We start from the raw sequence: 21,334 nt of genomic DNA, 5'->3' as shown, positions 1-21,334 counted from the left end.
TTTTTTCGTGAGTCACGACAAAAAATTGGTTAAGTGCTTGTATTGTAGGTAGTTTTGAGGGTGTTTGTTGTTCGGGTCAAAAATTGACGATACTCAAATGTAGTAGCTGTAAAAAGTGTTTTGGCGCGAATGAACACATAAAATTAACCTAAAATCTAAATGTAATGACAACGACAAAAAAGAAATTTACCAACTATCAAAAATTGGTACATCAGCACGTACTTAACTACGTAACTGCAACCGATACCAGAGAAAGAGAACTGTATTCTCCCGAGTTTATTTTAGAGCGTATCAGACCAATGCTCCAAGCTGCTGGATTGCGGGCAGGTATTCAGTCGATAAAAAAGGTACTGGAAGCCTCGCCTGAGTTTTATTATAATGAGCACTCTGCTGGGGTGGCTTCGCTAGTCAGAAAAGCGAGTTTGGACTACGAAATAGTTCCGGTAGGAGCCTTTGATCTGGTTAGCTTTTCAATAGGAGATTTTAGCGCAAATGAACTATCCGGACATGCCGAAGATGTGATTTTAAGTCCTAGGTTAGGGGGCTTTTTCTTACCTGTGAGCGTGGTGGTTAATGGCATCGTGAACTACGAGTTACGCATTAGCAATTTGAAAACAGCAGAAGGTGAAAGCTATCAACTTCAAAATGATAGTACTAGTTACAGTGTTGGAATTCAGGTGACGGAGAATGTATTACAGGTTACAGACGTACCTTTTGTTCAAGAAAATCTAAAGCTTATTCATACAGACGATCAATAGCAGTAATCTAAAAACGGAAATTATGAAAAATAGTATTGGATGTCTCCTATTTTTAAGCGCTGTCACAGTGGGAATAGCTCAAAATTTAGGAGTAGATAAATCAGGATATAGTACCATCTATACCAAAGGAGCGAATGTGAGTTTTAATCTAGTGGAAAGTCAGTTACACTTAGATTATTTTGATGAAACACAGTGGAAACGAGACCCTAAAAAGGAGGTGTGGAACGCCTATTTTTACGGAGCAAGTATCGCTGCCAATGCAAACGAAGGGATTGGTGAATTGATCTCAAAAGGAAACTTAAATGCCGGTGCCAATGCAGAAGTAGTTTTTGGATTCAAAACCCATCGATTGCGAGCAGACCCGCTCGGAGTGTCTTCTCGCGAATCTGAAAAAGCTATCTTGGATAATCGCAATACACAAAACTGGAAGAATCTGTACATGTATTTTAGAAAACTCAAGGGAAGTATAGCGTCTGTAAAAAACAGTTTATGGAATGACTTTGTAAACACGTATGTAAAAAAGAGTGCCCGAAAAAAACTATTAAAAATAAATGCAAGCACCACAGAAACATCAGTTTTGGAAACAGCGCTAAAGGGAAAACTAAACACTGTTACTGGAGTAGATGAAGCGCAAGCACAGTTTTTTTTGGTCGCCGAGCAACTAGAAAGTCTACTAGCACAAAGAGAAATTTTTACTCGTTCAAAAGGGTGGGATAATTTTGTGACCAGTCTGGAGAAATTAGAAGAGATAGAAGGAGTATCGCTGCCAGAGGACCTTGTACTGCAGCGCACAAAATGTGAACAATTTATTCAGGATATTGGGAACGTTGAAAAAGCGCTCTTAGCGCTAAAGCGCAAGAGTCATACTTATGTAAGTTCGGAAAAATGGTTAATAAAACTGGGAGTAAATCAACGAGATTTTGACCTAGACGTCAATGCTCAAGGACAAACAATTGAAGAGCGTATCCAACACATTCGTTTTACATCGATGGTTGTTGAACTGCTGTACAACCTACAAATTAATTACAACCACTTTATTGGAGTCGGACTAAGAGCTGAACGCAGTAACAATTTTAACGCGTTAAACGAGCAAGAAATTTCTTTTATAGATACTAATGGTAACTCTCAAGCAGTAAAGGCCTATCAAGGGAGTTATGAAACTTTTATGAAATATGCTATTAACGCTGATTATATGTATCTTAAGCGTTTAAATAAGGATCCGAAAAACTACAGTTATCTCATACTTAACCCGTATTTACGCCACGCGGTGTTCAAAGGAAATAGCCAGCTTTCCAGTCAAACCAATGTCGGAATAGGATTGAATTTGTTTAATAGCAAAGCGGATAAAGTATTGGGCGGAGCCTATGTGCAATTGAATGATGTACTGCGCATGAATACCGATGATCCGTTGAGAAACGGGGTGTCTTTTGGACTCGTGCTGAAATACGCATTTAGCGGATTCGATTTTGAAGAGAAAGTAGAATAATAACCAAATATTTTAAATTATGAATGAGCAAAACAAGGAATTGAAAACAGTTGCCAGCGAAACGACGTATCCTCGTGATATGAGAGAAGTTAACCGAACTATTTTTTCTAACTTAGTAGTCAGTAACAAAGCCGATTATCAAGTAGGACATGTTCAATTTGATGGAGAGGACAGTTTTATCATTTTGATCAAATTTGCTGAAGGGAAGCCACAAGGAACTTCTACAGAGGTCAGTACATTTAGTTTTCAATTAGTGAATTCGAATGAAAATAACCCGAAGTTCAAACTGTATCAAGTTGCAACGATGAAACCCGGAGAGCCTTATTACAGACAAGGCTACCTCAATTTTAGAGTCATTGTAGAAGAGGCCATGGGTACCGAAAGTGTACCAGTGCCGCTGTTGCATAACGAGGTGGTTCCTATTAAAAACGTTGGAGAATTAGTCGATTTTCACGTGTTTAAATTAATCTATGATGGAGAAGGAAACAAAAATTTTGAGCCGTTTAATATTGGTGGACATTTGTGCCAGGGTAAAACGGTTAAAGGAAGTTAGATTCCTGATAGTTTTTGGGAGCTGCTTTGGACTGTTGGTCTGTTGTTCAGCTCCTTCTTCCAATCGTGCATTAGCGAACAGTGTTCTGGCCAGAAATTATGGCATTCTTGCTACTCTTTCGAAAAGCAACGAACTGGATTCGGTAACCAGGCAGTATCTAGAGGTCTATGAGCAACTAATGAAAACGGGTACTTATCAATCAGGTGTTTTCAAATTGTCACTCAACAGAAAGGAGCCTGTAAAAAGCGCTGCTGCACTTCATTATTTGCTGTATGGAGATATACAAAACCAGTACTTTTTTAACGATTCTTTGGCCTACAGGTACTACAGAATAGCACTGGAAATAGGAGAATATCATAGAGAAGTAGCAACGGAAAATGCAGCTCTTCAAAGGTTGTTAGGATTGCTGTTGCGCAAGCCCAAAAAGTTGAGCTTGTACAAACAATACTTAGCCCGATACCAAGGACAGCAACAAGGCGAGGAAGATTATTTTTGGACCAGTTATTACAAATTATCTTTTCGGTTGAATAGTGATTACTTAAAAACGACCTCCGCTGAGGTCTTTCAGCCTGATTTGAATTATTACCGAGAAACTTTTGATAGTTTGGAGCGCCTTGAAGTATCTAAATACAGCAGGGCTGCAGGCTATCAAATGCGAGGAATTTATTGCGATTTAATAGCTAAAGAACCGGCTATGGGCGCCGAGTATTTTATTAAAGCTCAGCGAGAATTGGCAGCGATAGGATGGTTCTATTCGGAAGTAAAACTACTCAGAGCTCAGGTAAACGAAGGCATTGCCCTCAAATTGGAAGGTGATTATCAGGGAGCTATTAAGCAGTTCATGCGCGGGATTCAAAATGCGCATTTTGATCGTAGTGGCTATGTGAAAGAGGTGGTATATCAAAATCTATCTGATTGTTATGGAGCCCTAAGACAGCACGATAGTGCACATGTATATCTAAAAAAAAGAAACCAAGTGAATACAACATTGGGAAATTTGCGAGTAACCGAAAATATTTTCATCTATGATTACGAGCAGCAATTGAAGCAGGTGGGAGAGGTAAACAAACAATTGACCTCTCAGCAGTATCTGTTACTTGCGGGAGCTGCTATCTTAGCCATAGGGATGATCATTGTCTATCGAAAATGGAAACGAACCCACCAGAGAAAACAAGTATTGGAATCCGAAAATGAGCGTGTTAAAGAGGAAATAAAAACGATCAGAAGTTTGGTGGATCGTGACCGAATTGTACTTAAAAATAAAGCGTTTATTCACCTGGAAGATTTGAGGTATATCAAAGTTGAAGATCATTATTTGTGGTTTTATACGGCATCCAAGCGAGAGTTTGAACGTGGTAAACTAAAAGATATTTTACTTGAATTACCACCAAATTTTGTTCGTTGTCATCGGTCGTACATCGTAAACAAAAACTATATCGAACAGCGCAGTCACAAGGAGGTAAAGTTGGATGGTGAAATTTACATTCCGATTTCCAGAATGTATAAGGATGAATTTTAAGGATTCTGTGTTTTGTGTAAGATATTGATTAAAAGATAGTAAAGTTTGGAAAACAATTGTTACATTTAAAGCCTAAAGTGTTTGTAAACTGCATGGCTAGGAGTTGAAATATTGATAACGTTTGAGTGTTCACCAATACTTAGAAACAATTTTCCAGAAGGAGGTTGTTGAATTTTTGTTAACTAATAGTTGATTTTTGTTAAGTCAAAAAACAATGAAAAATATAAGGTTGGAGAGGAACGTATATTGATAATCTTAGTTTTGTCAATTCCTGAGTACATCAGGTCCAAAGAAAAGGGAAATTTATTTGGAAGCCATAACGCGTTCCTCCAAACCTTTTCATAAAAATACAGTTAAAAGGGTACGCTTGATGAGTTTAAGCATACCTTAACAGCATAAGTGTGGTTTAGTTTTTTAATTTTTGTACCTTTGTAGACAAGTAATGAGAGCAATAATTCACAAAATAGCAGCAATAGTCATGGCCTTGGTAGTGGTTTTTTCTACCTTGTCCGTAACCGTAGATATGCATTTTTGTGGAACTACCTTAGTTGACACCGCACTGTTTAAACAAGCGGATACTTGTGGTATGGAATTGGCGAAAGTCAATACTGACAATACTGCGGATTGTAAAGTTTCAGACAAAGGTTGCTGTAGTAAAAAACAATTTGTCGTCGATGGACAGCAAGAGTTGAAAAACAACGTAGACTCACTGACCTTTGATCAACAAGTATTTTTAACTGCTTTTGCCGTTACCTATCTCAATCGCTTCGTGAATTTACACGATAGCGTAATTCCTTTTCAACACTATACATCCCCACTGGTCGTCAGAGACCTACAACTACTGGATGAAGTGTTTTTAATATGATTTTATGATGACATAGGAAATCGCACAGCGATTTTCAATAGTTAGGGCGATATATCGCCTAGTGTTTCATTGTAAAAATCATCGTTATGCTAAAAAAATGCATACATTTCTTAATACATAATAAGTTAGTAGCAGTACTCTTATTACTGCTGTTTTTGGGATGGGGAATAACCAATGCTCCGTTTCAATGGGATACCGGCTGGGTACCCAGAAATCCAGTGGCCGTTGATGCCATTCCAGATATTGGAGAAAATCAGCAAATTGTCTTTACCGCTTGGGAAGGGAGATCTCCGCAGGATATTGAAGATCAAATTACCTATCCTTTAACAACTTCTTTGTTGGGGATTTCTGGGGTGAAAACCATTCGCAGTTCATCGATGTTCGGCTTTTCGAGTATCTATATTATTTTTGATGAAAAAGTAGATTTCTATTGGAGTCGTTCGCGAATTTTAGAAAAGTTGAATTCACTGCCAGCAAACCTACTTCCAACAGGAGTGAATCCGAGCTTAGGCCCCGATGCTACCGGGTTAGGGCAAATATTTTGGTATACCTTAGAAGGAAGAGATTCATTGGGAAATACCACTGGAGGTTGGGACCTTCACGAGTTGAGAAGCATTCAGGATTACTATGTTAAATACGGGCTAGCAGCAGCCAATGGCGTCTCAGAGGTCGCTTCGATTGGAGGTTATGTTCAGGAATATCAAATCGATGTAAATCCCGACCTACTACGTCAGTACAATATTCCGCTGGCCAAAGTAGTACAGGCCGTTAAAGAAAGTAACGAAGATATCGGTGCTCAAACGGTTGAAATTAATCAAGTAGAATATTTAGTGCGTGGTTTAGGCTATATTAAATCTATTGAAGATATAGAAAATGCCGTCGTGACGAGTAGCGATTATACAGCTTTGAGAATTAAAGATATCGCTAAAGTCAGTTTGGGAGCCAAGTCACGGAGAGGGGTGTTAGACAAGGAAGGAGCTGAAGTTGTAGGAGGAGTTGTGGTGGCGCGCTACGGAGCAAATCCTCTGGAAGTAATTACGAAGGTCAAACAAAAAATCGACGAGTTGGCTGGTGGGTTACCTACCAAAGTACTGGAAAACGGTACCACATCACAACTGACCATAGTGCCTTTTTATGATAGGACGGAGTTAATTAAAGAAACGCTTCATACCTTAAACGAAGCCTTGACCCTCGAAATATTGATTACGATATTGGTGATTATCGTCATGGTATTCAATTTAAAAGCTTCGATGTTGATATCGGGCTTGCTACCGGTTTCGGTATTGATGGTGTTCATCGCCATGAAGACCTTTGGGATTGACGCCAACATAGTTGCCTTATCGGGTATCGCCATTGCTATCGGAACAATGGTAGACGTGGGAGTTATACTCTCGGAGAATATTTTAAGGCATCGCGAGTTAAACCATTCGGGAAAAACTATCGAACAAATAGTGTATGAGGCCACCATTGAAGTTGCTGGAGCTATCATAACCGCTGTTTTGACAACGGTAATCAGCTTTATTCCTGTATTTACTATGGTTGGAGCCGAAGGGAAGCTATTTAAACCTTTGGCTTTTACAAAATCCTTTGCCCTGATAGCAGCAATTTTAGTAGCGTTGTTTTTGTTACCACCTTTTGCGGCGGTAGTTTTTAAAGAACGCAAAACGAGTAGGATACTCGCCATGGCTAAGAAAGCGGTCTTGTTGGGAGTCGGTTTGGTAGCGGTCGCCATGGGCCAGTATATTGGAGGATTATTAATAGCCTTCGAGCTCATTAACTTTTTACGTCTAAAGAAAAAGCTTTCTGATAAGCAGGGAAACTTGTTGAGAATTGCTATTAGTGCGGGTACCGTTGTGCTATTACTTAGCTATTATTGGCGTCCCTTAGGACTTGAACAATCGGTTTTCCTGAACCTAGTTTTTGTCGGTTGTATCTGTTTGGGATTGTTGGGGATATTCGCGGTTTTTCAACGCTACTACGGCGCGTTATTACAATGGGCTTTGGCTAACAAACTGTTGTTTTTGACCATACCAGCGAGTGTGTTACTAGCGGGGTTTGCCATTTTTAAAAATACAGGTAAGGAGTTTATGCCGTCATTAAATGAAGGAGCTTTTTTATTGATGCCTACTTCGATGCCGCATGCCGGAGTAGCGGAAAACAAACGCGTGCTACAACAGCTCGACATGGCCGTGGCCACGATTCCAGAGGTAGCCACTGTCGTAGGAAAGGCCGGAAGAGTGATGTCAGCGCTCGATCCAGCACCCCTGTCTATGTATGAGAATGTCATCGTATACAAGCCAGAATACATGCGGAATAAAGAAGGAGTACAGGTTCGATACAAAGTAAATGACGAAGGGCTATTTGTTCTTAAAAGCGGAAAACTCGTCGCCAATCCGAATACCACTGACCGAACTACGAAAATGCAATTTTGGGAAGTTACGGCGAGTGATTTGATTCCGGATACCGACGGAAGTTATTACCGTAATTGGAGGCCGATGATTCAATCACCTGACGATATATGGAAAGAAATTACGCGGGTAACAAAACTTCCTGGCGTAACCTCCGCTCCAAAGCTTCAACCTATAGAAACGCGTTTGGTTATGCTACAAACAGGAATGCGCGCTCCGATGGGGATTAAAGTGAAAGGGCAGGATTTAAAATCCATAGAAGCTTTTGGTATTCGTTTAGAAAGCCTACTTAAAAAAGTAGAAGGCGTAAAAACAGAGGCGGTCTTTGCAGACAGGATTGTGGGGAAACCTTATATGCTAATTGATATTGATAGAGAACAATTAGCTCGTTACGGAGTGTCCTTGAAAACCGTTCAAAAAGAGTTGACCGTTGCTGTAGGAGGAATGCCGATTACACAAACGGTGGAAGGTCGAGAGCGTTATGGTGTACGGGTGCGATATCCGAGAGAATTACGAACGTCACCACAAGATCTCAGTCAAATTATGATTGCGCTGCGCAACGGTACACAAATTCCACTCAGTGAACTCGCTACGATACGATATCAGCAAGGACCACAGGTGATTAAGAGCGAGGATACCTTTTTAGTCGGCTATGTGTTATTTGACAAGCGAGATGAGTTTGCAGAAGTAGCTGTGGTAGAAGCGGCTCAAAGGAAAATAGAGGAAGCGATTGCCCAGGGGACACTAGTGGTTCCGAAAGGAATATCCTATCAGTTTACTGGGACCTACGAAAATCAAGTACGCGCGGAGCAAACTTTGGCCGTGGTAGTCCCACTGGCCTTGATAATCATATTTTTGATTCTGTATTTTCAATTTCGATCGGTGAGTACTTCAATGATGGTATTTACTGGCATTGCAGTGGCCTTTGCAGGAGGTTTTATTATGATGTGGCTTTACGGACAAGAGTGGTTTATGAACTTTAGTTTCTTCGGTAAAAACCTGCGCGAATTATTTCAAATGCACCCCATTAATTTAAGTGTTGCAGTTTGGGTAGGTTTTATTGCCCTGTTCGGGATAGCTACTGATGACGGGGTGGTTATGGCAACCTATCTAACACAAACTTTTGAACGCGAGAAACCCAGTACTATTACTGCCGTTCGAGCGGCGGCCCTGCACGGAGGAAAAAAGCGAATTCGAGCCTGTTTAATGACAACGGCAACGACCATTTTGGCCTTATTGCCAATTTTAACCTCGACCGGAAGGGGGAGCGATATAATGATTCCAATGGCCATACCAGCCTTTGGAGGAATGATCATCGATGTCACATCGTATTTTATAGTACCTGTATTGTATTGTTGGAGAGAAGAACTCCGTGTAAAAAGTAACCATAAACAAAGAAGAGATGAAGAACGTATTTAAGTTGAACATGGTTTTATGGGTGATGGGAATACTCAGTATTCCTGCACATGGACAGGATTTAAAAAGCTTGATTGACCTTGCGCTAACAAACAATCTAGAGGTGCAACAGCTGGCTGTAAATCACAAGCGAGCCCTAGAAAAGGAAAACGAAGTAGATTATTTACCCGATACACAAGTGGCTGTTGGCGTGTTTACTAGCAGGCCAGAAACGAGAACGGGAGCCCAGCAATTTAAAGTGTCTCTCAAACAAATGCTACCGTTTTTTGGAACCGTTAAAGCACGAAAAAACTACGCAACAGCTTTGGCGGACGTAAAGTATCAAGAGCTCGTAGTTAAAAAGCGAAAATTGATACTTGGAGTGTCGTATTTGTATTACCAACTTTTTCAAAACAAGGCCAGTCAACAAGTGGTACAAAGTAATTTGTCCTTACTAAAAACCTATGAAGAATGGGCGTTAACAGCTGTAGAAGTAGGAAAGTCGTCGGTGGTAGATGTGTTGAATTTGCAAATTAGACAGAACGAACTCAACGAGAAAAATCAAGTGTTGCGCGAACAGTACGAAGGGTTGTCAGCAGAGCTGAACGCCTTGTTAAACAGAGATGTGACCGTGAAAATTGAAGTGGTTTCAGAACTGTTGATCCCCGAAAGACAAGCTTTAAAAGCAGTTGATAAATTGGAAGTACACCCCGAATTGGTGAAGTACGATAAATTGTACCATTCAATTTCAGATGCCGAAAAACTCAATCAAAAACAACGAAAACCCTTATTCGGATTCGGAATTGATTATATCAGTGTTGCGGAACGCCCACAGATGAATTTTGGTGATAACGGAAAGGATATTTTGATGCCCATGCTCTCTATGTCCATACCGATTTTTACAAAAAAATACCGTTCCAAAACCAAGCAATTTGTATTGGAAAAGGAAGCGCTTTCCTTGGGGAAGCAACAGCGGTTTAAAGAACTCGAAAGCAGTTTATATCGAGCGAAATCTGATAGAAATGCTGCGCGTATTCAATACGAAACTCAAAATAAAAATATTCGTCAGACTGCGAATGCTACCAAAATCTTGATAAAATCCTTTGAGACAGGAACCTTGGATTTTGACAAGTTGTTGGAAATACAAGAGTTGGAACTCAAGTTTCAATTGGTAAAAATTCAGGCAACCCGTCGTTTTTACGAACAATGTGCCTTGATTAATTATTTAATACAATAAACATGAAAAATAACACCTATCATATTTCTGGGATGACCTGTCAAAGTTGTCGTTCCAAAGTGCACAAGGCACTATCTGCCATTACAGGCGTTCAAGCCATTGAGGTGGACCTCGAGCAAGCACTCGTGAGCATACAAAGTGAAGAACGGTTAGTTTTAAAAGATTTGAATGCGGCCTTACCTTCAAAATATAAACTCTCAGAAATCGTAGAGATCCAGAAAATAAATGAAGTAGAAGAAACAGAAATTTCTAAGTGGAAACAATTACAACCGTTGTTTTTAATTTTTGGCTACCTCTTGGGAGGAAGCGCATTGATACAATTACAACGAGGAACCTGGGATGAGTTTATGCTCGATTTTATGGGACTTTTCTATCTTGTGTTTGCCTTCTTTAAAATGCTCGATTTAAAAGGCTTTCCGGATTCTTTTGCCATGTATGATCCTTTGGCGAAGCGAATAAAAGTATATGGAAAGATATACCCTTTTTTGGAAACCTTACTGGGCGTGTTGTTGATACTGAGAATAGCGATTGTTCCGGTATTGCTCGTGACCTTATTGATTTTAGGAATCACTACCCTAGGAGTAATCAAAGTGTTGCGTGATAAAAAATCAATACGCTGTGCCTGTCTAGGTACCGTATTGAAATTACCGATGACCGAAGCTACATTTATTGAAAATGCAATCATGATCTTGATGGCCATTGCAGTATTAATTGAGAAATTATGAAAAAGTACGGAATTTATATAGCCTTATTAGTTGTAGGGATATCAGTAGGTTACCTGCTAAAACCTTCAACAAACGAACGATCTGAAAAGCAGACCGTTGCCGCTCATTCGCAGCATAAAAATCAAAAGTGGACCTGTTCAATGCATCCGCAAATCATGAAAAATGAACCGGGAGATTGTCCTATTTGCGGGATGGATTTAATTCCTGCGGCAGCAGGACATGAGGGCTTGGCAGCAGGAGAATTTAAACTTTCTAAAAACGCGATGGCACTAGCTAATATTGCGGTATCGAAGGTGCAAGCTAATGCAAATGGCGGTTTTGCCATGGCCTTGAATGGAATGCTGGTTGAAAATGATAAAACCAACAAAACTATAGCGAGTTATTTTAAAGGGCGCATAGAACGCTTATTGATAAACACGGAGGGAGAGCAGGTAAAGAAAGGTCAATTACTGGCGTATATCTACGCTCCAGAACTTGTGAAGGCTCAGCAAGAATTACTCACGGCTTATGAGTTGAGAGCCACGCAACCGCAATTGCTAAAGGCGGTAAAGAACAAGTTAAAGTACTGGAAAATCTCCGAGGCTACCATCCAACGCGTACTCAATTCAAAAAAGATTATCGAAAATTTTCCAATACATGCTCCAGTTTCAGGTACCGTTGTAGAAAAAAAAGTACTCCAAGGAGATTATGTGAATCAAGGGCAATTACTGTTTACCATTGCAGATTTGCGCAGTGTTTGGGGGGTGTTTGACTTGTATGAGCGCCAACTTGCTTCGGTAAAACTAGGACAACAGGTAGCGATTAAAACGGAGGCATACCCGGCTAAAGTTTTAAAAGGAACCGTTAGTTTTATCGATCCTCTCGTTGACCAAAAAACACGAACGGCAAAAATTAGAGTTGAAATTCCTAATCCTACTGGCCAGTTAAAACCAGGAATGTTTTTACGTGGACAAATGGACGGACAGCAAAAAGTAGAGGACTCCCTACTTAGCATTCCAGTTTCTGCAGTACTATGGACAGGTAAACGATCGGTAGTGTACGTTAAAACGAATCCTTCCGAGCCTATTTTCGAATTGCGAGAAGTATTACTAGGACAACAACAAGGAGCCTTTTACCAGGTACTTTCCGGAGTAAAAGAAGGAGAAATACTCGTAACAAACGGAGTATTTACTGTCGATGCAGCGGCCCAGTTAAAAGGAAAAAAGTCGATGATGAATAAAAAAGTCATGCAGGCGATGACTTTCGAGGTCTCTAAAGAATTTAAAGGAGAATTACAACATGTATTTTCGGCGTACAGCGCTATTAAAGATGCATTAGTCAATACAAACCTAAAGGCAGCGACCCAAAATGCAGGTAAATTCCAAGTGAGTTTGGAAGAGGTGGATGCAGCATTACTCTTTGATAAGATGGCAAAGAAACATTGGAAAAACGCATCGGTTGCATTGAACGCCGCAATAGCAGAAGTACAGCAAGCAAAAGCAATCGATCAACAACGTGTAGCTTTTGAATCCTTGTCACTTCAAATGATCTCATTAGTGAAGTCGTTTGGAATACTCACTACGGTGTATAAACAGTATTGTCCCATGGCAGCCAGAGATAAAGGCGCGTATTGGTTGAGTGATCAAAAGGAAATTAGAAACCCGTATTTCGGTGATCAAATGCTGAAATGTGGTGAAGTAAAGGAAATAATTAGTAATCATTAAATTATATAACATGAGAAAAGCAATGATGGCGGTAACTTTAATGGCCGCACTAGCATGGACTTCTTGTAAGCAAGAAGCAAAAAAAGAGGACAGTAAGGATGTTAAAAAAGAGGTAGTAGCTTCAAGTATGACAAAAGCTAATTTTGGTGTCCGCGGAAACTGTGGTATGTGTAAAAATACTATTGAAACCGCGGCCAAGTCAATAGATGGTGTAGCAGAGGCCACTTGGGATAAGGCGAAAAAAGAGTTACAGGTCTCGTTCGATGGAGCCAAAACTGACTTAGCAGCATTGCACAAAGCAGTGGCTGCATCTGGCTATGATACGGATAAAATGGTTGCAGGAGAAGAGGCCTATAGTAACCTAGCAGGATGTTGTCAGTATGACAGAACTATGAAGATGAGTTTAAAGGAAGGAGAGACCACCGAAAATACCCACTAAAAGAAAGTAAAATAGAGCTGCAACCAAGTAGCTCTATTTCCTTTTAATTGCATCGAAGAATAAATTTATTGATGTATGTTAATGAAAAATTGCCGTAAACGCTCGCTATAATACATTCTGTAACTTAAAAAAATAAGAGTTTTTTTACGAATAATTCAAAAAATTAAGCTCCTTAGAATTCGGATTCGATTTTTTTAGCAAAAAAATTGAGTACAAAATATTTTATTTTTATTTATTCTAAATAAGTATTTTATTTGGAATAAATCTATATAATTTTGCCTCTGCAATTTATATTGTCATGAAGGCTAGATTACTTATTATTATATGCTTACTACTAAGCATACCACTCCAAGCACAAATTGGAGGGAAATTATTGGATGCTGAAAGTCAGCAACCTTTAATGAACGTATTGGTTAGAAATTTGAATACGGGCAGGTGGACACTGTCAGACCGAAATGGAGTATTTGAAATTTCTGTCAAATCATTCCCTGTAAAGTTACAATACCACCTCCTTGGTAAGGTTGATCAAACTCATAGTTACACCAAAGCACAACAACAGGTGCGCATACTTCTCAAAGATGACAATCTGAGTATTGACGAGGTACAGGTAGTGGCAAAGCGTAAAAAGCAGAGCACAGGGTCAAACCTAGTACTCCAAAAGCAAGCCATTGAACTCGTTCAAGCACAAAGTGTGGCCGATGTCATGCAGTTGATTCCGGGAAAACCTCTTTCGGAATCAGATCTTCACGAGCGACAACTCTTGACGTTGCGTTCAGCTATTTTTAACGAAACTACGAAGTTTAATAAGAATCAAGGCCTAGGATATAATAACAATGAGTATTTATTGAACAATTCTTTTGGGGTAGGTTACTTAGTTGACGACATGCCTTTGAATAATAATGTAAACATGACCGGAGGAAGGGGAGTTACCTTAAAGTCAGGGGTGTTTGCTAATTTGGAAGAGAATTCAAGTGTTGGAGTAGGAGTTGATTTAAAAAACTTATCCTTAGAAAATATAGAATCGATTGAGGTAGTGCAAGGAATATCTTCTGCGCGTTATGGTGATCATAATACAGGGCTGATAAAAATTAAAAAAGCGCACGGTTATACGCCGTTACGCGTAAATGCCAATTTGAGAGGCGGCTCGTACGGAATTAACCTCACACAAGGGTTCGAGTTAAAAAACAACCAAGGCTTTTTAAATTTTGGTGTCGATTATTTAAATTCTAACAGCGACCCCAGATCTGTATTGAGCGCTTTTGAGCGTATCAATACGAGCTTGTCATGGAGCTATAGACGAAAAAAGAAATTCGAAAATAGATTAACTGTCCAATACGGGCAAAATATCAATTCCTATAATACCCTAGAAAATGCGATTACCAATAGAACCAAAGGTTTTGATAATAAGTCGATTCGTGTTTCTAATGCTAGTACTTGGTTTACAAATGTGTCATGGGTTGATAAGCTAGAAGTAAGTTCGTTATTGTCTTATGGTAAAAATGTTTCTCGATCTATATCGGAGAAAAATACAGGGGGAACCCCTATCATAAATAGTCTTGACGAAGGGACCTTTGAGTTGAGTTATACTCCTGTGAGTTTTTTCGCAAGTGAAGTTATCGAAAACAAACCATTTTCATTCTTCAATCGTATAGAGCTCTCAAAATCTTTTAAAACAGCTTCGGCGCGATATGCATTTAACTTGGGGACAAACTTGGGGATAGATAAAAATTTCGGAAGGGGAAATTACAGTGAAAACGATTTAAAGTTGTTGTCAACCCCTGATCGAGTAGGGTATCGGAATGTAAATTTCAATAGTTTGGTACCTGCCGATGTCAAGTTCAGCAGTTATGTAACATCGAAGATTAGTACAAAATTATTTGGGAAAATTTGGGTTACCGATTTAGGTCTGCGCTACGATTTGTACAATGGGATTTCTATGTTGAGCCCGCGTTTAAATACGAAATTGAGTTTGAGTAGAAAACTCAAAGCGCGTTTCGGTGCTGGGTTATTTGCTAAATCACCTTCTTTACAATCCTTATTCCCGGGTAATTTATACTACGATTTTGTGATCGCAGATTTCCGAACCAATAACTATTCATTTGCCTTGGGACATACCTTTGTCAGAAAGTACGAAACACCTAATATCAAGCCGTCAAAAACCTTGAAATTTGAAACGGGATTGGATTATACTACCAAAAGCTATTCGGCTTCCTTGACGGGATATTTTAATAAGCAATACGATGGTTTCACCAATCAGCGCTATTTTGAGATAGCGCAACTGCCTGAGTTTAGTTATACGTTTCACCCTGACAGAGCTCCTGATTATGTACAGATAGGAACTACCCCAACCTTGTTGGATTACCGCAGAGCAACGAATAGTTTGGAGGCCACTAATTACGGATTAGAAGTCTTATTGGCAATTCGCAAGATTCGCAGTATTAATACGAGTTTTAATATTAATGCAGCGTACAGATATACCCGAACATTTTCGGATTTACCAGGGTATACTAAATCGAAAGATAGCAGTTCGGAACCCTTTATAGGTTTGTTACGTCCCGTTCCTCAAACCTACAAAACATTCAATAGTACTATCACCGCCACGCATCACGTACCTTCGATTGGCTTGGTAATAACCTTGACTGCCGAACAGTTTTTCAATGCTGATACCAGTATCCCGGAAAGAGATCGCTATGCCTATGCTTACTACGACAGGAATATGCAGTATCACAACATTCCTGAACAAGACAGAGGCTTGGACAAGTACATTCCAATTCGCAGTACGAACAACAATCTAGGTGCCAGCAGTTCTCGTTTAGAAACCTTTTACGGAAACTATCACCTACGAGTAGCTAAGGAATTTGAAAGCGGTTTGCGCTTTTCTTTTTACGCTATCAACTTTTTAAACCACCGACCGATACTGGAAAGGATAAACAGTGATGGAGAGTTAACCTATAGCGAATTAAACAGACCGATTTCCTTTGGAGGGAGTGTGTCGTATAAATTTTAGATCAATCAAAAATAGATAAACAATGAGAAACGTAAGTAAATTAGTAATCTTAGTATTGCTAACCAGTATTGGGTTTATTTCATGTAGTGAAGACACCCCAGTTATCGAGCCCGTTAGTGCTACTATTACTGCCAACTTCGGAGAGGCTTTTGCTAACAAGGCAATTGAAGGAGTAACGGTAAAGATATCAGGAGTGAGCAATGGTAGTACCTATATGGCACAAACAGATGCCGCTGGTGAAGTAAAGTTCGGATCGGTAAACCCAGGAGTGTATAATATTTCTGCTACAATTGAATTTACCAAAGCCCAGTATTTGACATTTTTTGGTACGGCAGCTGCGCAAGACAAAGTAAACTTTAGTGGAGCAAAAGACAATATTAGTATTCAAAAAAATTCACCAAACCACAGTGTGGAGTTAAAGACTTCTCGAATTGGTGATTTGTTATTCAAGCAAATTTATTACGCAGGTTCTGATTTAAGAGAGGGAGCTGGATTTAGAGATATGTTTGTAGAAATTTACAACAATTCAAACGAAACCATTTATGCTGACGGATTGTATTTTGGACAGTTGTACGGTAGAACAACAACTTCTGTTAAGGCGTATACCTTAGCTAATGGACAATACGACTGGACTAAATCTATTGGACAAACCAAAGGAGCCAAGTCAAATACTGACTATGTGTATGCAGATCACGTGTATAAAATTCCTGGGACTGGAAAGCAACATCCTATTAAAGCAGGTGAGAGCATTGTCATTGCCGCTACAGCAATCAACCACAAACAACCTTTAGTAGTTGGAGGAAAAACCTACAGTGTAAACAATCCAGCATTGACTGTTGACCTCAGTGGAGCGCAGTTTGAGGTGAATTTGATTGCACACTTAAACTCTATAGGAAAAACGCCATTAGATACAGATATCGATAATCCGTCAGTACCTAACGTGGAAGTAGCGTATCACTTAAATGCGAGAGAAATGATTTTAGATCCATTAGGTAGAGATTCATTTGTGATTTTTAGAACAAAAGACTTTGCGAGCTTAGAAAGGTTACCAAATCCACAAACAACTACGGTTACAGCAACTACTAGAAAATATTTACAGATTCCAAACAGTGATATTATCGATGCTGTTGAAACGAATAGACCTGACCCAGCACGACGTTCTCCTAGAAGATTAGATACTTCATTGGATGCCGGAGTGGCTTCTGTAGCAAAAGGACATTATTCATCACAAGCAGTGATCAGAAAGGTTGCTCAAACTTTTGGTGGAAGAAAAGTGTTACAAGACACAAATAATTCAGATAACGATTTTTCAGTAATCGACGTTCCAGTTCCTGGAGGGTGGAAATAAAACTACTACGCAGTCAATTTTTTGAATTGACTGCGTTTTTTACAACCGTATGAAACAACGAATTTTACTTCTTTTATTAGGTGTGGTAAGTGTGGTCCAAGCGCAAGATAGTTTGCGAATTCAAAGAGATTATCCGCATTATTTTTATCAAACCATACAACAGAATTTTCATGAAAATCCTGAGTTATATCGCAATTCACCAATTGCGGAATATACCCTCGCACGATTTACGGTAGCAAAAGAACATCGTTTTGTCCGCAGCGCCGCGAATGCAGAAAAGGTAACAGATCTTAACTTAGAAGCTACCGGGATTTATAGGTTGAAAAGTGCTCTGTTGGTAGGAGATATGAGTTATGTTAAGAACTTTGAAAAAGGGCATGGATTTAACCTGACCAATCGTACAAATTTTTGGAACCAGGCGGAGAGCACACCGTTTAAAAAGCTAGCCTATGCTTTAGGAGACTGGAATAATCAATTGTTTAAACTCAATGGAGCCTTGGTGTTTCCTGTTAGTTCTGATACATTCTTTGCAAAGCTAGGAGGAAAGTATCAAACAAGTCAGTTTTACAAAACCATCCAACCCAAACCGAGGATTTTAAGCATGTTTATTGAAGGAGAACTAGGGCTTTTTTGGAAGTTACCCAGCTTTACTGTGGGAGTCCACGGCACCTATGGTGTTATCACTGAAGAAAGTGATATTATTTATGACGGAGAAGCTAGTTACTTTAATATCCCCGTAAACGTAGACCTGTTTTTGCGAAGTGCCTTTGGGCTAGGAAGTATAGAAACGGCCATTGGCCTCGATCATACGAGCTACGAATCGAGAGCGGGTTTTGGGGCTTCCGTAATGAAAACCGACAAGGAGGTTCGTTGGCATGCAAAAGCGGAATTTAAAAGAGGAACCAATAAGTTTTACAATTCGCTAACTACGGCCAATGATCGTTATTTACTAGGAACTTATACCTATAATACTACCAGAGCAAAGTTTCAGTATTACGACTTTGGCAATGGCCAGCAATTCGACCTGTCAGGAGTTTTTTCTACCGGAAACAATTATAAGGTAAGTACCCAAGGTAAAAATTACGATGCTAGGTTTTGGGAGGCCAAAGCAGGATATCAAAAAGTAACGCGTTCTGCAAGTTCAGTTTCGGCAAATTACGGAGTTCAGCTAGGTTTGCACCAGTTGCAAAAAAAAGATTACCAGGTGTTAAATAGCTTTAAGTATACCAATGCAGCACTTACTGTTTTTTACAGTAGCGATATAGCGGTTAACAAATCAGCGAAATTATACGGGCGTGCCTCTTTAGGAGGACGAACTAACCTGTCAAAACAACAGTTGTTTAGCCTGAGGAATACCCTAGTAGACCAGGAGATTGCACCATTTGTTGCCTTGGAAACTGCGAAGCAAGTGCAAGGAGAACTTCAACTGGGATATCAATACCAATTTAAACATGCCACTTATGTCGATTTTGGAGTAAAAGTAAAAGGGAAAGGGTTTCTGTCGGCTCTTAACTTACCATTACAAACAGGCAGAATTCAGCAACTAACACAAGCATACGTAACAATAACTTATTAATATTCAAGTAACCATTAAGTGAAAAAAATAATCTATAGCTTATTTATAGGGCTAGTATTGATGAGCTGTAAGGCAAAACCAACAGAATACGAATTACTACTGAACACTTATCAAAAACCAACCGATCAGTGGCCTAAACCGACTCTCGATAGTACGGTAGCACATCGCGAATTAGGAGTACTACCGAGTCCGAAGTATCCCAATGGGAATACCCCGAGCAAGGCACTGATTCAATTGGGGAAACAATTGTTTTTTGATGCACGATTGTCACAGTCGAAACAGATAGCCTGTGCCTCGTGTCATCATCCAGATCAAAATTATACGGATAACCGAAGAGTTTCTATGGGAGCATTTTTAAAAGAAGGTAGAAGAAATGCACCCACAGTACTTAACTTATCGTATAAGAAATCGCTTTTTTGGGATGGACGAGCCAACTCTATCGAAGAGCAGGTACTCGGTCCTATGCAAAACCCTGTAGAGATGAATACCTCTCTAGATACTGTGGTGGCCAGAGTAAACAGCATAGAAGGATATAAAAAATCGTTTCGAGAGCTCTTGCAAAAAGATGCTATCTCCATCGATGATATCGCTTATGCCATTGCAACTTTTGAACGATCATTGATCAGCAGAAAATCGAAGTTCGATCGTTTTTTACTAGGGAGAGAAAAGCTCAATGCAAAAGAACTTAAAGGACTGCATTTATTCAGAACCAAGGCGAGGTGCATGAATTGCCATAACGGACCGTTATTTTCTGATGAATCTTTTCACAATGTAGGACTTACCTACTACGGAAGAAAATACGAAGACCTAGGAAGGTATAATGTGACTAAAAAGGCGGAAGATATCGGAAGGTTTAAAACCCCGAGTTTACGCGATGTGATGCGAACCAGACCTTGGATGCACAATGGGCTGTTTGATAAAATGGAAGGGATTTTGACCATGTATAGCAACGGGATGCCAAGACCGAGACGAAGAGCGCATCAAAAGAACGATTCACTCTTTCCGACTACATCTCGTTTGTTGGTAAAAACGGAATTGACAAAAGAGGATATTGAAAATATTACCGCTTTTTTAGAAAGCATATCAGCTCCAGCATTCCGAATTCAAAAACCAGAATTACCCGAATAGCTAAAATTTAATTGAATTATTTATAACAGAAAAGAAAAACGGAGTAGCCAATTGGCTATTCCGTTTTTCTTTTTGGATATTCGGTGCTTTGGGGCAGTCTATGTTGAGATGAACAGCCGTTGGTACGGTTCTGAAGTTCTAGCAGTAAAGAGTTGTAAGAGCAAGAGGTTGTTAGGATTATTTTTCGTAAATTACATCAGATTACACTTAGATTACATTTAAAACGCACTAGCCCTCAAAGGAGTCTACTTTTGTGGTACGTGTAAATTGCTTTGAAATTTTTCTGTACTAGCTAACTATTTTCTTCAGAAGTTCTGTCGATGAGATACCGACTGAGCACAGTAATTATACATGACTTTTAGTATTAATAACAAAACATAGCTAAGCATGACTGAGTATGTCAAAACAATCGTAGTGGAAAGTCCGGAAAACAGCGAGAAGTCGATAGAAAATTTGTTGCTTCGATATTGCCCATTCCTACAGGTAATTGAAGTGGTTACAAATTTAGAAGAAGCGTCTAACCGAATTAACAAAGAGCGACCCAAACTCATTTTTATAGATGTTGTATGGAAGGAACATTTGGTTTTTGATTTTCTGAGTTCGCTAACGGAGTACGATTTTCAAATCGTATTTATGGCGGAAGATAAGACACATGCCTTTGAAGCCTTGAATTTCGATACCCTGGGCTACCTTCTCAGGCCTTTTAATGTTAAGGTTGTTGGACAAACCATGCAAAAGGTTCACCAGTATTACAAAAAACACGAGTTGTTTGTTTATGATTTACACGATTATTTTAGAAAGATGATTGCCTATGGGTATTATTTTAAAAAGAGCATAGCTATTTCATCTCAGAATGAAATCGCCCTTGTAAAAGAGATGGATATCATAAGTTGCTCTTCGTTGGGTAGGTATACTATTATTTGTCTTAAAAATGGAGAAGAAATTGTTTCGTGTAAAAATTTGGGAGAATACGAGAAGCTCTTGGGCAGTCAAACCTTTTTTAGAATTCACAACTCTCATATTATTAATCTCAATTTTCTAATTAAAATTGATAAGAAAAAGGATAGTTATTGCCTCATGAGTAACGGGAGTCTAATGCCTTTGGCAAAACGTAGAAAAGATGAACTCAAAAAACGATTACGCTTTTAAATCAATACGTTTGTTACACAGCGTAGACCACTTTTGAC

Annotated in this window: 15 protein-coding genes; all 15 read left to right on the top strand. The window is 39.4% G+C overall.

The features are described 5' to 3' along the window. The first annotated feature begins 164 nt into the window (after positions 1-164). The 15 genes from ACXAG7_RS16700 (at position 165) to ACXAG7_RS16630 (ending at position 21,296) form a co-directional block, all read left to right on the top strand. The gene (locus ACXAG7_RS16700) at positions 165-758 is read left to right on the top strand and encodes a hypothetical protein (protein WP_476667526.1); all 594 of its coding nucleotides are present in this window, start codon (positions 165-167) and stop codon (positions 756-758) included. 22 nt (positions 759-780) lie between these two features. Further along, the gene (locus ACXAG7_RS16695; RefSeq protein ID WP_476667525.1) at positions 781-2,244 is read left to right on the top strand and encodes a hypothetical protein; all 1,464 of its coding nucleotides are present in this window, start codon (positions 781-783) and stop codon (positions 2,242-2,244) included. 19 nt (positions 2,245-2,263) lie between these two features. Then, positions 2,264-2,797: a hypothetical protein gene (locus tag ACXAG7_RS16690; protein ID WP_408044691.1), complete on the top strand. Its 534-nt coding sequence runs from the start codon at positions 2,264-2,266 to the stop codon at positions 2,795-2,797. A 178-nt stretch (positions 2,798-2,975) separates the two neighbouring features. Continuing rightward, positions 2,976-4,316, top strand: coding sequence for a LytR/AlgR family response regulator transcription factor (locus tag ACXAG7_RS16685; RefSeq protein ID WP_476667524.1), 1,341 nt, complete (start codon positions 2,976-2,978; stop codon positions 4,314-4,316). Between the two features lie 442 nt (positions 4,317-4,758). Then, positions 4,759-5,181 (top strand): HYC_CC_PP family protein, encoded by a 423-nt coding sequence (locus tag ACXAG7_RS16680; RefSeq protein WP_408044689.1) that lies wholly within the window; start codon positions 4,759-4,761, stop codon positions 5,179-5,181. Positions 5,182-5,267: 86 nt separating this feature from the next. Further along, the gene (locus ACXAG7_RS16675; protein WP_476667523.1) at positions 5,268-9,008 is read left to right on the top strand and encodes an efflux RND transporter permease subunit; all 3,741 of its coding nucleotides are present in this window, start codon (positions 5,268-5,270) and stop codon (positions 9,006-9,008) included. Then, positions 8,992-10,221, top strand: a complete 1,230-nt coding sequence (locus ACXAG7_RS16670) for a TolC family protein (protein WP_476667522.1) — start codon at positions 8,992-8,994, stop codon at positions 10,219-10,221. Before ACXAG7_RS16675 ends, ACXAG7_RS16670 begins: the two co-directional genes overlap by 17 nt. A gap of 2 nt (positions 10,222-10,223) precedes the next feature. Further along, positions 10,224-10,946, top strand: a complete 723-nt coding sequence (locus tag ACXAG7_RS16665) for a heavy-metal-associated domain-containing protein (protein ID WP_476667521.1) — start codon at positions 10,224-10,226, stop codon at positions 10,944-10,946. Beyond that, a complete protein-coding gene (locus tag ACXAG7_RS16660; RefSeq protein ID WP_476667520.1) occupies positions 10,943-12,649 on the top strand; it encodes an efflux RND transporter periplasmic adaptor subunit in 1,707 nt (568 codons plus the stop codon). Before ACXAG7_RS16665 ends, ACXAG7_RS16660 begins: the two co-directional genes overlap by 4 nt. 10 nt (positions 12,650-12,659) lie before the next feature. Next, entirely contained in the window at positions 12,660-13,088 is a 429-nt protein-coding gene (locus ACXAG7_RS16655; protein ID WP_476667519.1) for a heavy-metal-associated domain-containing protein, read from the top strand. A 298-nt stretch (positions 13,089-13,386) separates the two neighbouring features. After that, a complete protein-coding gene (locus tag ACXAG7_RS16650) occupies positions 13,387-16,095 on the top strand; it encodes a TonB-dependent receptor (protein WP_476667518.1) in 2,709 nt (902 codons plus the stop codon). A gap of 22 nt (positions 16,096-16,117) precedes the next feature. After that, positions 16,118-17,443: a DUF4876 domain-containing protein gene (locus ACXAG7_RS16645; RefSeq protein WP_476667517.1), complete on the top strand. Its 1,326-nt coding sequence runs from the start codon at positions 16,118-16,120 to the stop codon at positions 17,441-17,443. 49 nt (positions 17,444-17,492) lie between these two features. Next, positions 17,493-19,019, top strand: coding sequence for a DUF6850 family outer membrane beta-barrel protein (locus ACXAG7_RS16640; RefSeq protein ID WP_476667516.1), 1,527 nt, complete (start codon positions 17,493-17,495; stop codon positions 19,017-19,019). 18 nt (positions 19,020-19,037) lie between these two features. Beyond that, positions 19,038-20,147 carry a cytochrome-c peroxidase gene (locus tag ACXAG7_RS16635; RefSeq protein ID WP_408044680.1) on the top strand — a complete coding sequence of 370 codons (1,110 nt, stop codon included), beginning with the start codon at positions 19,038-19,040 and terminating at the stop codon, positions 20,145-20,147. Positions 20,148-20,534: 387 nt separating this feature from the next. After that, positions 20,535-21,296: a LytR/AlgR family response regulator transcription factor gene (locus ACXAG7_RS16630; RefSeq protein ID WP_408044679.1), complete on the top strand. Its 762-nt coding sequence runs from the start codon at positions 20,535-20,537 to the stop codon at positions 21,294-21,296. The last annotated feature ends 38 nt before the right edge of the window (positions 21,297-21,334 follow it).

This window comes from Tenacibaculum sp. AWR4_210, assembly GCF_056160945.1.
The sequence above is the reverse complement of the archived record's forward strand: the minus strand, read 5'-3'. Positions and strand labels throughout refer to the sequence as shown.

Bases quoted from the DNA above. Each gene is read 5' to 3' on its own strand.
- ACXAG7_RS16700 (WP_476667526.1), top strand. From the start codon at position 165: ATGACAACGACAAAAAAGAAATTTACCAACTATCAAAAATTGGTACAT.
- ACXAG7_RS16695 (WP_476667525.1), top strand. From the start codon at position 781: ATGAAAAATAGTATTGGATGTCTCCTATTTTTAAGCGCTGTCACAGTG.
- ACXAG7_RS16690 (WP_408044691.1), top strand. From the start codon at position 2,264: ATGAATGAGCAAAACAAGGAATTGAAAACAGTTGCCAGCGAAACGACG.
- ACXAG7_RS16685 (WP_476667524.1), top strand. From the start codon at position 2,976: ATGAAAACGGGTACTTATCAATCAGGTGTTTTCAAATTGTCACTCAAC.
- ACXAG7_RS16680 (WP_408044689.1), top strand. From the start codon at position 4,759: ATGAGAGCAATAATTCACAAAATAGCAGCAATAGTCATGGCCTTGGTA.
- ACXAG7_RS16675 (WP_476667523.1), top strand. From the start codon at position 5,268: ATGCTAAAAAAATGCATACATTTCTTAATACATAATAAGTTAGTAGCA.
- ACXAG7_RS16670 (WP_476667522.1), top strand. From the start codon at position 8,992: ATGAAGAACGTATTTAAGTTGAACATGGTTTTATGGGTGATGGGAATA.
- ACXAG7_RS16665 (WP_476667521.1), top strand. From the start codon at position 10,224: ATGAAAAATAACACCTATCATATTTCTGGGATGACCTGTCAAAGTTGT.
- ACXAG7_RS16660 (WP_476667520.1), top strand. From the start codon at position 10,943: ATGAAAAAGTACGGAATTTATATAGCCTTATTAGTTGTAGGGATATCA.
- ACXAG7_RS16655 (WP_476667519.1), top strand. From the start codon at position 12,660: ATGAGAAAAGCAATGATGGCGGTAACTTTAATGGCCGCACTAGCATGG.
- ACXAG7_RS16650 (WP_476667518.1), top strand. From the start codon at position 13,387: ATGAAGGCTAGATTACTTATTATTATATGCTTACTACTAAGCATACCA.
- ACXAG7_RS16645 (WP_476667517.1), top strand. From the start codon at position 16,118: ATGAGAAACGTAAGTAAATTAGTAATCTTAGTATTGCTAACCAGTATT.
- ACXAG7_RS16640 (WP_476667516.1), top strand. From the start codon at position 17,493: ATGAAACAACGAATTTTACTTCTTTTATTAGGTGTGGTAAGTGTGGTC.
- ACXAG7_RS16630 (WP_408044679.1), top strand. From the start codon at position 20,535: ATGACTGAGTATGTCAAAACAATCGTAGTGGAAAGTCCGGAAAACAGC.